Source organism: Methylobacterium organophilum (genome assembly GCF_022179465.1).
Lineage (GTDB): Bacteria > Pseudomonadota > Alphaproteobacteria > Rhizobiales > Beijerinckiaceae > Methylobacterium > Methylobacterium organophilum.
This window is the reverse complement of record NZ_BPQV01000001.1, coordinates 385,017-399,036: the sequence shown is the minus strand read 5'-3', so window position 1 is coordinate 399,036 and position 14,020 is coordinate 385,017. Positions and strand designations below refer to the sequence as shown.

9 protein-coding genes are annotated in these 14,020 nt (G+C 71.7%); 8 read left to right on the top strand and 1 reads right to left on the bottom strand.

The window, feature by feature from the left end:
- Positions 1–110: 110 nt before the first annotated feature.
- From ileS to MFF21_RS01760, 5 genes are all read left to right on the top strand, one after another.
- Complete coding sequence (ileS, locus tag MFF21_RS01780) at positions 111–3,092, top strand: isoleucine--tRNA ligase (RefSeq protein WP_238309464.1); 2,982 nt, start codon at positions 111–113, stop codon at positions 3,090–3,092.
- Between the two features lie 43 nt (positions 3,093–3,135).
- Positions 3,136–3,639, top strand: coding sequence for a signal peptidase II (gene lspA / locus MFF21_RS01775; protein ID WP_238309463.1), 504 nt, complete (start codon positions 3,136–3,138; stop codon positions 3,637–3,639).
- Between the two features lie 178 nt (positions 3,640–3,817).
- Positions 3,818–4,483, top strand: coding sequence for a hypothetical protein (locus MFF21_RS01770; RefSeq protein WP_238309462.1), 666 nt, complete (start codon positions 3,818–3,820; stop codon positions 4,481–4,483).
- Between the two features lie 133 nt (positions 4,484–4,616).
- Positions 4,617–6,011, top strand: a complete 1,395-nt coding sequence (locus MFF21_RS01765) for a M16 family metallopeptidase (protein WP_238309461.1) — start codon at positions 4,617–4,619, stop codon at positions 6,009–6,011.
- Positions 6,012–6,091: 80 nt separating this feature from the next.
- Complete coding sequence (locus tag MFF21_RS01760; RefSeq protein WP_238309460.1) at positions 6,092–7,375, top strand: M16 family metallopeptidase; 1,284 nt, start codon at positions 6,092–6,094, stop codon at positions 7,373–7,375.
- Between the two features lie 22 nt (positions 7,376–7,397).
- On the opposite strand, the gene MFF21_RS01755 is transcribed toward MFF21_RS01760, so the two are convergent.
- Positions 7,398–8,396 carry a LacI family DNA-binding transcriptional regulator gene (locus MFF21_RS01755; protein WP_238309459.1) on the bottom strand — a complete coding sequence of 333 codons (999 nt, stop codon included), beginning with the start codon at positions 8,394–8,396 and terminating at the stop codon, positions 7,398–7,400.
- A 165-nt stretch (positions 8,397–8,561) separates the two neighbouring features.
- Between MFF21_RS01755 and ptsP the strand changes: the two genes are divergently transcribed.
- The 3 genes from ptsP (at position 8,562) to MFF21_RS01740 (ending at position 13,872) form a co-directional block, all read left to right on the top strand.
- The gene (gene ptsP, locus MFF21_RS01750) at positions 8,562–11,117 is read left to right on the top strand and encodes a phosphoenolpyruvate--protein phosphotransferase (protein ID WP_238309458.1); all 2,556 of its coding nucleotides are present in this window, start codon (positions 8,562–8,564) and stop codon (positions 11,115–11,117) included.
- Positions 11,114–12,064, top strand: a complete 951-nt coding sequence (pfkB, locus tag MFF21_RS01745) for a 1-phosphofructokinase (RefSeq protein ID WP_238309457.1) — start codon at positions 11,114–11,116, stop codon at positions 12,062–12,064. Before ptsP ends, pfkB begins: the two co-directional genes overlap by 4 nt.
- 89 nt (positions 12,065–12,153) lie before the next feature.
- Positions 12,154–13,872, top strand: coding sequence for a fructose-specific PTS transporter subunit EIIC (locus tag MFF21_RS01740; protein WP_238309456.1), 1,719 nt, complete (start codon positions 12,154–12,156; stop codon positions 13,870–13,872).
- Positions 13,873–14,020 lie beyond the last annotated feature (148 nt).

Genomic DNA, 14,020 nt, shown 5'->3' with positions numbered 1-14,020 from the left:
GGCCTCCGCCTGAGCGCCGCCGCGCTGCGGCGCGTGCGGAACGCCGGGATCCCGCCTTTCGCCCGCTTCGCATTCGACTCGCCCGCCGAGCCTTCGAGACTTTCACGCCGATGACCGACTCCGCCTCTTCCGCCGCCCCGACGGGCCGCGACTATTCGAAGACGCTGTTCCTGCCCAAGACCGAGTTCCCGATGCGGGCCGGGCTGCCGACCCGGGAGCCGCTGCTCCTGGAGCGTTGGGCGCGCAACGACCTCTACGGGCGAATCCGCCGGGACGCCGCCGGCCGCCCGAAATTCGTGCTGCATGACGGCCCGCCCTACGCCAACGGCAACATCCATATCGGGCACGCCCTCAACAAGATCCTCAAGGACGTGATCGTCCGCTCCCAGGGCGCGCTCGGGCACGACGCCAACTACGTGCCCGGCTGGGACTGCCACGGCCTGCCGATCGAGTGGAAGATCGAGGAGCAGTACCGCGCCAAGGGCAAGAACAAGGACGAGGTGCCGGTGCTGGAATTCCGCAAGGAATGCCGCGCCTTCGCCGCGCAGTGGCTCGACGTGCAGCGCGAGGAGTTCCAGCGCCTCGGCGTCACCGGCGACTGGGGGCATCCCTATTCCACCATGGCCTATCCGGCCGAGGCCGCCATTGCCGCCGAGCTGATGAAGTTCGCCGTGTCCGGCCAGCTCTATCGCGGCTCGAAGCCGGTGATGTGGTCGGTGGTGGAGAAGACCGCGCTGGCCGAGGCCGAGGTCGAGTACGAGGATCACGTCAGCGACACGATCTTCTGCGCCTTCCGCCTGCGGGAGGGCGCGCCGGCCGCCCTCGGCGAGGCCCGGGTCGTGATCTGGACCACCACGCCCTGGACGATCCCGGGCAACCGCGCCGTCGCCTATTCGAAGCGCATCGCCTACGGGCTCTACCGGGTCACGGCGGCGCCGGAGGAGAATTGGGCGAAGCCCGGCGAGACCTACATCCTCGCCGATGCCCTGGCCGAGCAGGTTTTCAAGGCCGCCCGCGTCGAGGCCTTCGAGCGCGTCGCCGACGTGGCGCCGGATCTGCTGGCCGGCACGCGCCTGCACCACCCGCTCTCCGGGCATGTCCCCGGCTACGACTTCGTCGTGCCGCTGCTCGACGGCGACCACGTCACCGACGATGCCGGCACGGGCTTCGTGCACACGGCGCCGGGCCATGGCCGCGAGGATTTCGAACTCTGGATGGCCAATGGCCGGGCCCTGGCCCAGGCCGGCATCGAGACCCGCATCCCCTACACGGTGGATGCGGATGGCGCCTACACGCAGGAGGCGCCCGGTTTCACGGGAAAACTCGTGCTGACGCACAAAGGCGAGAAGGGCGACGCCAACAAGGCGCTGATCGCCGCCCTCACTGAGGCCGGCGCGCTGATCGCCCGCGGGATGCTGCGCCACAGCTACCCGCATTCCTGGCGCTCGAAGAAGCCGGTGATCTTCCGCAACACGCCGCAATGGTTCATCGCCCTCGACAAGCCGGTCGACGCGCTCGGCAACCGCACCCTGCGCGAGGTCGCGCTCCAGGGGATCGAGGACACCGAATGGGTGCCGCCCCAGGGCAAGAACCGCATCAACGGCATGGTCGGCAACCGGCCGGACTGGGTGGTCTCGCGCCAGCGTGCCTGGGGCGTGCCGATCACGGTCTTCGTCCGGAAGGGCACGAGCGAGGTGCTGCGCGACGAGCGGGTGAATGCCCGGATCGCGCAGGCCTTCGCGCAGGAGGGCGCCGATGCCTGGTTCTCGGACGAGGCGGCCGCACGCTTCCTCGCGCCGGAGCATGATCCCGCCGATTACGAGAAGGTGACCGACGTCCTCGACGTGTGGTTCGATTCCGGCTCGACCCACGCCTTCGTGCTGGACGACCCCGACTCCTTCCCCGGGCTCTCGGGCGTGACGCGCATCCGCGACGGCGGGCGGGACCGGGTGATGTATCTGGAGGGCTCCGACCAGCATCGCGGCTGGTTCCAGTCCTCGCTGCTCGAATCCGCCGGAACCCGTGGCCGGGCGCCCTACGACATCGTGCTCACCCACGGCTTCGTCCTCGACGGCAAGGGCGAGAAGATGTCGAAGTCGCGCGGCAACGTGGTCGCGCCCCAGAGCGTCATCAAGGAATCCGGCGCCGACATCCTGCGCCTCTGGGTGGCAGCCTCCGATTACGCGGACGACCTGCGCATCGGGCCGGAGATCGTGAAGACCTTCGCCGAGACCTACCGGAAGCTGCGCAACTCCCTGCGCTGGATGCTCGGCTCCCTCGCCCACCGCGTCCCCGGCGACGACGTGGCCCTGGCCGAAATGCCGGAGCTGGAGCGGCTGATCCTGCATCGGCTCGCGGAGCTCGACCGCGAGATCCGCGAGGCTTACCGGAGCTACGACACCAAGCGGGTCGTGGCCCTGCTCAACGGCTTCATGACCGGCGACCTCTCGGCCTTCTACTTCGACGTGCGCAAGGACGCGCTCTACTGCGACCCGATCTCCTCGGTGACGCGGCGGGCCGCCCTGCAGGTCATCGACGAGACCTTCCGGCGCGTCACGATCTGGCTCGCCCCCATCCTCGCCTTCACGGCGGAGGAGGCCTGGCTCGACCGCTACCCGTCCGAGGACGGCTCGGTGCATCTGCAGACCCTGCCGGAGACCCCGGAGAGCTGGCGCGACCCGGCCCTGGCGGAGCGCTGGCAGAAGATCCGCCGGGTGCGCCGGGTCGTGACCGGCGCGCTGGAGATCGAGCGGGCGGCCAAGCGGATCGGGGCGAGCCTGGAGGCGTCCCCGACCGTGTTCGTGGCGGAGGCGGATCTGCGCGCTGCCCTCGACGGCGTCGATTTCGCGGAGGTCTGCATCACCTCCAGCATCGACGTGCTGCCCGGCGAGGGACCGGCTGAGGCCTTCCGGCTCGACGAGGTGAAGGGCGTCGCCGTGGTGCCGGGTCTCGCCCAGGGCCGCAAATGCGCCCGCTCCTGGCGGGTCTCGCCGGAGGTGGGGGCCGACCCCGCCTATCCGGACGTGACGCCCCGGGACGCCCAGGCGCTGCGCGAATGGGATGCGGCGCATCCCGACGCGAGCGCCGCGTGATCGTCCGGGAGGACGGACCGAGCGGGCGCGGGAGGGGGCCGGCATGAGAGCCCCCACCCTCGGCCTCGGCGCGGCGCTCGTCACCCTGGTCCTCGACCAGGCCTCGAAGCTCGGGCTGTATCTCGGCACGGATCTCGTGCTGACGCAGCCCTGGCGGATCAACGCCTATGCCGATTTCCTCGTGGTCTGGAACCACGGCATCTCCTACGGGCTGTTCCAGCAGCGGGGCGATCTCGGCCGCTGGCTGCTCGTCGGCCTCTCCCTCGCCGCCGCCATCGGCCTGAGCGTCTGGATGCTGCGCGCGAGCTCGCGGCTGCTCGCCCTCGCCCTCGGGCTGATCGTCGGCGGGGCGCTGGGCAACGCCGTCGACCGCATCGCCTACGGGGCGGTGTTCGACTTCGTGCACCTGCATGTCGGCGACTGGTCCTGGTACGTGTTCAACGTGGCCGACGCGGCCATCGTGGCCGGGGTGGTCGGCCTCGTCCTCGACGCCGCCACGGAGCGCCGGCGTGCCGAGCCGCAGGCGGATCCGCAGCGCGAAGCCTGATCTGTGGGCAGCGGCGCCGGCGCGCCGCCGGGGCTGCCCGAAGCCGTTGCGCCCGCCGGTTCCGGCGCCATACCTTTGCCCGAAACCGGGCTCAGGTCGGAGCCTGCGGCGATGCCGACGACTCGGACGAAAACAGGGTCCGGCAAGCCCCGGTCATCGAACAATCAAGTGGGGCAGCATGGGCGGGAAGCGCAAACTCGGTTCCGCGGCGTTGGGGACTCTGCTCGTCGCCTTTGGAGCCACCGCCCTTCCGGGCCTCGCCCGGGCCGCCGAGGGCGAGTTCATGCGCGACACGCTGAGCAATCTCGGCCTGATCGAGCCCGAGCGCCCGGCCATCACCTATCGCGAGCGCGCCCCGCTCGCCATGCCGCCCAAGCTCAACGGCACCGCCCTGCCCCCGCCCCAGGTCCGGGAGACCTCGCCGCAATGGCCGAAGGATCCCGAGATCTCCCGGCGCGAGCGCGCCGCGGTGGAGGCCAAGAAGCCCGTCGTGCGCGGCGCCCAGGGGCGCATGAACGACAACAACGAGACCCTGTCGGTCTACGAGATGGATGCCGGGCGCAAGGCCGGGGCCGGTGCCCTCAACGGCCCGGCGGGTCGCCCCGGCGACGGCGACACCCGTGAATCGACCTGGCTCGACCCGCTCAAGCTGTTCACCGGCGAGGAGCGGACGGAGCCCTCCATCGTCGAGCCGTCCCGCGACATGCTGACCGACCCCCCCAACGGCTACCGCAAGGCCCCGGTGAAGGTCGTTGCGCCGCAGGGCGGGCCCGTCGGCGGTCCGATCAGCGACAATGCGGAGGCCGACCCGCGCGCCTATATGCGTTCGCAGAGCGGACGCTGACCGGCGGACCGGCTTTCGGGGATCCCGAAGCCGGTACAGGATTTGCCCTTGAGGGCAAACCCCGCGACAATGGCGGATCGGGCTGCAGGTTTTGGACGGCTGCCGAGGCGGCCGCGCGAAGGAATTTTTCAGGATGTACCTCTCTCGCAAGGCCATCGCCCCGTTCGGGCCGGTGCGCGGTCACGGCAATGCCGGCCGCCTCGACGCCGCGCCGTTCGGGCGCTCCGAGGCCGGCGGACCCGAGGTCTCCGCCTTCGTGCTCGACAATGGGCTCGACGTGGTGGTGGTGCCCGATCACCGGGCGCCGGTGGCGACCCACATGATCTGGTACCGCAATGGCTCGGCGGATGATCCGATCGGCCAGTCCGGCATCGCCCACTTCCTCGAGCATCTGATGTTCAAGGGCACCGAGACCCATCCGGTCGGCGCCTTCTCCAAGGCCGTCTCCGGCCTGGGCGGCCAGGAGAACGCCTTCACGAGCTACGACTACACCGCCTATTTCCAGCGCGTGGCCCGCGACCACCTCGCCACGATGATGTCTTTCGAAGCAGACCGGATGAACGGCCTCGTGCTCGCGGACGACGTGGTGGCGCCCGAGCGCGACGTGGTGCTGGAGGAGCGCCGCATGCGGGTGGAGACCGACCCGAGCGCGCAGCTCTCGGAGGCCATGGCCGCCTCGCTGTTCGTGCACCACCCCTACGGCATCCCGATCATCGGCTGGATGCACGAGATCGAGGGCCTGAACCGGCACCATGCCATCGACTACTACAAGCGCTTCTACACCCCGGAGAACGCGATCCTCGTCGTGGCGGGCGACGTGACCCCGGACGAGGTGCGCCGTCTCGCGGAAGACACCTACGGCAAGGTCGCCCCGCAGGGGACCCGGCCGCAGCGCCTGCGCCCGCGGGAGCCGGAGCCGCGCGCCATGCGCCGCATCGCCGTGGCCGACCCCAAGGTCGAGCAGCCCACCTTCCAGCGCCTTTACCTGACCCCCTCCTGCATGACTGCGCGGGACGGTGAGTCCCATGCCCTCGAAGTGCTCGCCGAGGTGATCGGAGGGGGCGCCACCTCCTATCTCTACCGCAAGCTCGTCCTCGAGACCGGCGTCGCCGTGAATGCCGGCGCCTGGTACATGGGCGCGGCCATCGACGACACGCGCTTCGCGGTCTACGCGGTGCCGGCGGAGGGCGTGACCCTCGAAGCCCTCGAGGAGGCGGTCGACCGCGCCCTGCGTGGCTTCGGCGAGGCCCTCGACCCGGTGGCGATCGAGCGGGCCAAGATTCGGCTCGTCGCCGAGACGGTCTATTCCTCCGACAGCCAGTCCTCGCTCGCCCGCATCTACGGCTCGGCGCTCGCCATCGGCGAGACCGTCGAGGAGGTGCGCCGCTGGCCGCAGGAAATCGAGGCGGTGACGAAGGCGCGGATCGCCGAGGTCGCCGCGCGTTATCTGACCCCGGCCCGCTCCGTGACGGGCTACCTCACCAAGGCGCAGGAATTCGACGCGCCGGTGATCGCCTCCGCCGCCTGACCGTTCCGGCTGAACACGACCCGCCGCGCCGCCCGCCGAGGGCGGCCTCCGGCATTTCGGAAGAATCGACGAGGACCCCGATGAACTTGGCCGAGACTGGCGCCCGCACCGCGCCCTCGCCGACGCAGGCGCTGCCGGTGCCGGCTGCCCCCGGCATCGAGGCCTGGCAGGTGCCCTCGCCCGTTGTGCCGATGATCGCGATCGCCTTCACCTTCGAGGGCGGTGCCGCGCAGGATCCCGAGGGCAAGAGCGGCACCGTGCAGATGCTCTCCCGGCTCCTCGACGAGGGCGCGGGCGACCTCTCCTCCGACGCCTTCCAGGAGGCGCTGGCGGCGCGGGCGATCGAGCTGAGTTTCCACACCGGTCCCGATTCCCTCGGCGGCTCGCTGAAAACCTTGCTCAGCCATGCCGACGAGGCGATCCGCCTGCTGGCCCTGGCCCTGGCCGAGCCGCGCTTCGAGCCGACGGCGATCGAGCGCGTGCGCGCGCAGATGATCGCGAGCCTGCGCTATCAGCAGAACGATCCCGGCGTGCTCGCCTCCCGCCGCTATTTCCGCGAGGCCTTCCCGAGCCATCCCTACGGGCGCCCCTCCGCCGGCACGATCGAGAGCGTGTCGGCCATCACCCGCGACGATCTCGTGGCGATGCATCGCCGGCTCGTCGGCCGGGGCGGCCTCAAGGTTGCGGCGGTGGGCGCCTTCGAGACCGACCAGATCGCCGCGATGATCGAGCGCGCCTTCGGCCATCTGCCCGAGGCCCAACCGCTGGACCCGGTGCCGCCGACCCATATCCACGAGCGCGGCCGGCGCATCGTGGTCGATCTCGACGTGCCGCAATCGGTGATCCGCTTCGGTCTCTCCGGCGTGGCCTGGCGCGATCCCGACTTCATCCCGGCCTACGTGCTCAACCACATCCTGGGCGGCGGCGCCTTCACCTCGCGCCTGTTCCAGGAGGTGCGCGAGAAGCGCGGCCTCGCCTATTCGGTCGGCACCTCGCTCACCAGCCACCGGGCCGTGGCGATGACCTGGGGCTACACCGCCACCAAGAACGAGCGCGTGGTCGAGGCCCTCGACGTGATCGGTGACGAGATCCATCGCCTCATCACGGAAGGTCCCTCCGACGACGAGCTGCAGAAGGCCAAGGACTACCTGACCGGCTCCTACGCCCTCGGCTTCGACACCTCGACCAAGATCGCCAACCAGCTCGTGCAGATCGCCTTCGAGGGCCTCGGCATGGACTACATCGCCCGGCGCAACGACATGGTCGCCAACGTGACCCAGGCCGATATCCGCCGGGCCGGGGCGCGCACCCTCGGCGACGGCAAGATGCTCGTGGTCGCCGCCGGCCGCCCGACCGGGCTCTGAGACGCGTCGCGGCGGGGAGGGCTCAGCCCTCCCTGCGGCGGGAGGAGCCCCGGATCACCGGGCGCCCGCTCAGCACGACCTTGCGCACCGACTGGGTCGGGGATTTCAGCCGGTCGAACAGCAGGGCCATCGCTTGGCTGCCGATCTCGGCGACCGGCTGCTCAATCACGGTGAGCCCGGGCTCGATCAGATCGGTCCAGGGCTCGTTGTCGAAGCCCGCGAGCGCCACGTCGCCGGGCACGGCGAGGCCGAGCCCCCGCACCGCCCGCAAGGCGCCCATCAGGATCAGGCCGTTCGAGAGGAGCAGCGCGTCGGGGCGCGACGCCCCCGCCGCTTCGGGCGCGAGCCAGTCGCGGATCGCCGCTTCCGCCGCGACCGCATTGGGGGCCACGATGCGTGATGCGGGCCGCAGGCCGTGCCGGGCCATGGCCGCCTCGTAGCCCATCCGCCGCTCCTGGGCGGTCGAGCTCGTGGCACCGAACAGGCCGGCGATCTGCCGGTAGCCCTCCTCGGCGAGGTGGTCGACGAGGGCGGCGCTCGCCGCGGCATTGTCGAGCACCACGCTGTCATGGGCCCCCGGCGGCCCGGCGCGGTCGATGAACACGACCGGGACGTCGAGCCCCTGCTTCATCGAATCGGCGGTCGCCCGGGTGGGGGCGAAGATCACCCCGCTGACCCGCTCCTCCTCCATCAGCCGCAGATACATCCGCTCCCGCTCGGGATCCTCGTCGGTGTTGCAGAGGATCACCCGCATCCCGGCGGCATAGGCCGCGTCCTCCACGGCCCGGCTGACCGCGGTGAAGAACGGGTTGCGGATATCGGCGACGATCAGGCCGACGGTCCGGGTCGATTGCGAGCGCAGGCGGCGGGCCGAGAGATTCGGCCGGTAGCCGGTCGCCCGCACCGCCTCCTCGACCTGCTGGCGCAGGCTCTCGCTCACCGGGCCGTTGCCGAGGGCGCGGGAGACCGTCGCCGTGGAGACGCCCGCCGCACGGGCCACGTCGCGGATACCGACGGTCATGCTCTGGGAAACGTTTTCACTTGCATGACAGGTGTTCTGCCACCGCATCGCGCCTTAAAGCAAGCTGTCCGAGTGTTCTCTTTTGCACTATTTCGCCGGCAGCGATTGACATAGGCAATGAAAACGTTTTCAGTCGCCACAATAAGATCCAGGGAGGAGCACGCCATGCTCGCACCGACCCCTTCGCACCTGTCTCCCCGGCTGCTCGTCAGGCTCGGCGCGGCCCCCGCTGGCAAGGAGGCCGCGATCCGCGAGGCGGCGCAGCTTCTCGTGGCCGCGGGCTGTATCGACCCCGCCTACGAGGCGAGCATGCTGCGACGCGAGGCGGTGGCGAACACCTATCTCGGCCACGGCGTCGTCATCCCCCATGGCATGGTCGACGACCGGCATCAGGTCCGCGAGAGCGGTCTCGCCGTGCTCCAGATTCCCGGCGGCATCGAATGGCATGACGGCCAGACGGCCCATCTCGTCGTGGCCATCGCCGCTCAGTCCGACACGCACATCACCGTGCTGCGCCGCCTCACCCGCCTGATTCAGGACGAGGCGCGCCTCTCGGCCCTGCGCAGCACGACCCACAAGGAGGATATCGCCGCGGCCCTCACCGAGGATGCCGCGGCGCCCGGCGCCTCCGGACCCGCTGCGGATTTGCGGCAGCGGTTCGAGTGGGTGGTGGATTACCCGACCGGCCTGCATGCGCGCCCGGCCTCGCAATGGGTCGAGGCGGCGCGCGCCTGCGGCGCCCGCATCCAGGTCCGCCACGGCTCCGAGGCGGCCGACGCGAAGAACCTGATCGCCCTGCTTCAGCTCGGCCTGCGCTGCGGCGACGAGGTGACGATCTCCGCCGAGGGCGACGACGAGGCCGGAGCGCTCGCCCGGATCTGCTCCGTGGTGACGGGTCTCTCCGCCGGGGAGAAGGCGGCCGCCCGGGCCGCGGCCGAGGCGGCGGAGAAGGCCGCCGGCCCCGTGGCCGGCTGGAACCCCGCCGAACGGCCGCAGGTGATCGCGGGCCTCGGCGCCAGCCCCGGCCTCAGCATCGGCCCGATCCACGTGCTCGCCACCGCCGAGCTGGTGGTGCCGGACGAGCCCGAGCCGCTGACCCGCGGCGGTGACCGCCTGCACGCGGCCCTCGAGACCACGGCCGGCCAGCTCCGGGCGCTGGCCGACGACACCGAGCGCCGCCTCGGCAAGGCCGATGCCGGCATCTTCAAGGCGCAAGGGGAGCTCATCGCCGATACCGACCTGATCACCCTGGCCTGCCAGCTCATGGTCGAGGGCCACGGCGTCGCCTATGCCTGGAACCAGGCGGTGGAGCGGATGGCCGGGCAGCTCTCCGCCCTGGGCAACCCGGTGCTCGCCGCCCGCGCGGCGGATCTGCGCGATGTCGGCCGCCGGGTGCTCGCCCAGATCGACCCCTCGCTCAAGAGCGGCCACGACCTGCCCGACGTGCCCTGCATCCTGGTCGCCCCGGACCTCGCCCCCTCCGACACCGCCGGGCTCGACCCGGCCCGGGTGATCGGCCTCGCCACCGCCCAGGGCGGCCCGACCTCGCACACCGCGATCCTGGCGCGCACCCTCGGCATCCCGGCCCTCGTCGCCGGCGGCCCGGGCCTGCTTGCGCTGCCGAACCATGCCACCGCGATCCTCGACGGCACCACCGGCCGGCTCTACCTCGATCCGAGCGAGGCCGACCTCGCCTCCGCCCGCGCCTGGAGCGCGAAGCAGCGCGAGCAGGCCGAAGCCGAGGCCCGCGAGCGGGCCCTGCCCGCCATCACCGGCGACGGCCACCGCGTCGCCATCGGCGCCAACGTCAACAATCCCGAGCAGGTGCCGCTCGCCCTCGACCGGGGGGCGGAGGGCGTCGGGCTGATGCGCACCGAGTTCCTGTTCCTGGAGCGGGGCGACACTCCCTCCGAGGACGACCAGTACGAGACCTATTCGGCCATGCTGAAGGCCCTCGGCGGCCGCCCCCTGATCGTGCGCACCCTCGATATCGGCGGCGACAAGCAGGTCGCCCACCTGCATCTGCCCCGGGAGGAGAACCCCTTCCTCGGCGTGCGCGGCGCCCGCCTGCTCCTGCGCCGCCCCGACCTGATGGAGCCGCAGCTGCGCGCCCTCTACCGCGCCGCCCGGGACCACGTCCCCGCCGGTGCACCCGGGGGCAAGGACGCGCCCCTCTCCCTCATGATGCCGATGATCACCTCGGTGCCCGAGGTGGTGCGCCTGCGCGCCGTCTGCGAGGGCATCCGCCGGGAGATCGGAGCGCCGGAGGTGCCGCTCGGCATCATGATCGAGGTGCCGGCCGCCGCGATCCAGGCCGATGCGCTCGCCCGCCACTGCGACTTCTTCTCGATCGGCACCAACGACCTCACGCAATACGCCCTCGCCATCGACCGCCAGAACACCGAGCTCGCCGCGGAGGCCGACAGCCTGCATCCGGCGGTGCTGCGGCTCATCCGCATGACCTGCGAGGGCGCCGCCCGGCACGGCCGCTTCGTCGGCGTCTGCGGCGGCATCGCCGGCGACCCGTTCGGCGCCTGCCTGCTCGCGGGGCTCGGCGTCGACGAGCTCTCGATGACGCCCCGGGACCTGCCCGGCGTGAAGGCGCGGCTGCGCGCTTCCGCAATGGCCGAGCTCAGGGCGCTGGCCGCCCGCGCCTGCGCGCAGGAGGACGCCGCCGCCGTCCGCGCCCTCGACACCGCCAGCCAGGGAGCCGGAGCATGAGTGCCGTCGTCACCGTCACTCTCAACCCGGCGATCGACCAGACCGTCACCCTCGACGCCCTGAAGCCCGGCGGCGTGCACCGCGCCCGCGCGGTCTGGGCCGATGCCGGCGGCAAGGGCGTGAACGTCGCCTGCTGCCTGGCCGATTGGGGCCTGCCCGTCGTCGCCACCGGCGTGCTCGGCCAGGGCAACGCCGCCCCCTTCGAGCAGCTTCTCGCCGCCAAGGGCATCGACGACCGCTTCGTCTGGATCCCGGGGGAGACCCGGACCAACCTGAAGATCCTCGATGCCGCCACCGGCGAAACCACGGACGTGAACCTGCCCGGGCTCGATGTCGGGGCGAGCACCTTCGAGACGGTGCGCGCCGTGCTCGGCGACCTCGCCGGGGACGGTTGCCTCGTCGTGCTCGCCGGCAGCCTGCCGCGGGCGCTCCCGCCGGACGTCTATGCCCGGCTCGGGCGCGAGCTGAAGGCGCGGGGCGCCCGCGTCGTCCTCGACGCCTCGGGGCCGCCTTTGGCCGCGGCGCTTGCCGCCGGGCCGGAGGCCCTGCCCTACGCGATCAAGCCGAACCGGCACGAGCTCGAGGAATGGGCCGGCCGGTCCCTGACCGACCCGTCTCAGCTCCTGGAGGCGGCCCAGAGGCTTCAGGGAAGCGGCATCCCCCTGGTGGTGGTCTCCCTCGGGGCGGAGGGGGCGCTGTTCGTCGCCGCCGAGGGTGCGCTTCGGGCGCTGCCGCCGCCGACCCGGGTGTCGAGCACCGTCGGGGCGGGCGACGCCCTGGTCGCCGGCCTGGTCGCCGGCCTGCATGACGGCCTCGCCTTGCCCGACCTCGCCCGGCGCGCCCTGGCCTTCGCCGCGGGCAAGCTCAGCCGCACCGGTGCGAACCTGCCGGGGCGCGACGCGGTGGAAGCGCTCGCGCGGGACATCCGGGTGGAGTGGCAGGGCTAGGCCCCGCGGTGAACCCTCTCCCTCTGCCGGGGAGGGTTCACCGCCCGCTCAACCAAAACGACGCGCGCATTCAGGATCGGGAGGAGACCATGGCACAATTGCTGGCGGTCGTGGGGGGAGGCGATCTCTCCACCCATGCCGTGCTCGCCGTCGAGGCCCTGCGCAAGGCGGCCAGCCGGCGCAACCAGCCGATCGCCCTGGAGTTGCGGGGCGCCGGCACAAGCGGCAATCCCCTGTCCGACTCCGCGATCCGCTCGGCGGAGGCGGTGCTCCTCGTCGGTTCCGGCGACCTCGGCGAGAGCCGCTTCGGGGCCCTTCGTCGGGCCAAGGTCGCCATCGAGGACGTGCTCACCGACGTGAACGCGGTGATCGACCGGGTGACGGGCGGGGCCGGCGAGGCCCCGGCCCAGGCCGCGGCCGCCGCGAAAAAAATCGTCGCGGTCACCTCCTGTCCCACTGGCATCGCCCACACCTTCATGGCCGCCGAGGGCATCCAGGCCGCGGCCAAGGCGCTCGGCCATGACGTGCGGGTCGAGACGCAGGGCTCGGTGGGAGCCCGCGATCCCCTCACCGCCCCGGAGATCGCGGCGGCCGACATCGTCATCATCGCCGCCGACAAGGGCGTCGACCGGGCCCGTTTCGCCGGCAAGCGCGTCTATGCCACCAACACCAAGGCCGCGATCCGCGACGGCAAGGGCCTGATCGCCACGGCCCTTGCCGAGGGTCAGCTCCAACCGGCGGGCGGGGCCGAGGCGGCCGCCGAGGGCGTCGCCCGGCCGGCGGCGGCGGAGAAGCAGGCCGGCGCCTACAAGCACCTGATGACCGGGGTGTCCTTCATGCTGCCCTTCGTGGTGGCGGGCGGCCTGCTCATCGCGCTGGCCTTCGCCTTCGGCGGCATCGACGCGATGAAGCCGGAGCATGCCGGGACCCTGGGCTATGCCCTTGGCCAGATCGGCGCCAAGGCCGCCTTCGCCCTGATCGTCCCGGCGCTGGCCGGCTACATCGCCTATTCCATCGCCGACCGGCCCGGCATCGCGCCGGGGATGATCGGCGGCATGCTCGCCGCCAACCTGCAGGCGGGCTTCCTCGGCGGCATCGCCGCCGGCTTCATCGCCGGCTACACGACCGCCTTCCTCAACCGGCACATCCGCCTGCACAAGAACCTGGAGGGGCTGAAGCCGGTCCTGATCCTGCCCCTGCTCGCCACCACGATCACCGGCCTGCTGATGGTCTACGTGGTCGGCGTGCCGGTGGCGGCCGTGCTCGCCGCCCTCACCGGCTGGCTCAAGGGGATGCAGGGGGCGAGCGCCCTGGTGCTCGGCCTGATCCTCGGCGGGATGATGGCCGTCGACATGGGGGGCCCGATCAACAAGGCGGCCTATGCCTCGGCGGCCGCCCTCCTCTCCTCCGGCGTCGACGCGCCCATGGCGGCGGTGATGCTCGGCGGCATGACGCCGCCCCTCGGCATCGCACTGGCCACCCGCCTGTTCCCGGGCCGCTTCACGGCGCCCGAACGCGAGGCCGGCGGCGCCGCGGCGGTGCTCGGCGCTGCCTTCATCACGGAGGGCGCGATCCCCTTCGCCGCCGCCGATCCCCTGCGGGTGATCCCCTCCATGGTCGCCGGCTCCGGCATTGCCGGTGCCCTCGCCCTGAGCCTCGGCGTCGAGCTGAAGGTGCCCCATGGCGGCCTGTTCGTGCTGCCGATCCCGAATGCGGTCACCAACGTCACCGGCGCGCTAATCGCCCTGGTCGTCGGCACCCTGGTCACGGCGCTCCTCGTCGGCCTCCTCAAGAAGAAGGCAGCCTGAGGACTCCGCGAGACGGGTTCCGACCAGTCTTCCGGACTATCATCGGCCCGGAATACGGTCGAAATGCAATCAAAGGTAGAAATATTCTCGAACTGACGCGTGGCAGACCGGCGCGAGACCGGCCCATGCGGGACGAAGGGGGACGATC

Coding starts and splice junctions, on each gene's coding strand:
- ileS (WP_238309464.1), top strand. CDS start 111: ATGACCGACTCCGCCTCTTCCGCCGCCCCGACGGGCCGCGACTATTCG.
- lspA (WP_238309463.1), top strand. CDS start 3,136: ATGAGAGCCCCCACCCTCGGCCTCGGCGCGGCGCTCGTCACCCTGGTC.
- MFF21_RS01770 (WP_238309462.1), top strand. CDS start 3,818: ATGGGCGGGAAGCGCAAACTCGGTTCCGCGGCGTTGGGGACTCTGCTC.
- MFF21_RS01765 (WP_238309461.1), top strand. CDS start 4,617: ATGTACCTCTCTCGCAAGGCCATCGCCCCGTTCGGGCCGGTGCGCGGT.
- MFF21_RS01760 (WP_238309460.1), top strand. CDS start 6,092: ATGAACTTGGCCGAGACTGGCGCCCGCACCGCGCCCTCGCCGACGCAG.
- MFF21_RS01755 (WP_238309459.1), bottom strand. CDS start 8,396: ATGACCGTCGGTATCCGCGACGTGGCCCGTGCGGCGGGCGTCTCCACG.
- ptsP (WP_238309458.1), top strand. CDS start 8,562: ATGCTCGCACCGACCCCTTCGCACCTGTCTCCCCGGCTGCTCGTCAGG.
- pfkB (WP_238309457.1), top strand. CDS start 11,114: ATGAGTGCCGTCGTCACCGTCACTCTCAACCCGGCGATCGACCAGACC.
- MFF21_RS01740 (WP_238309456.1), top strand. CDS start 12,154: ATGGCACAATTGCTGGCGGTCGTGGGGGGAGGCGATCTCTCCACCCAT.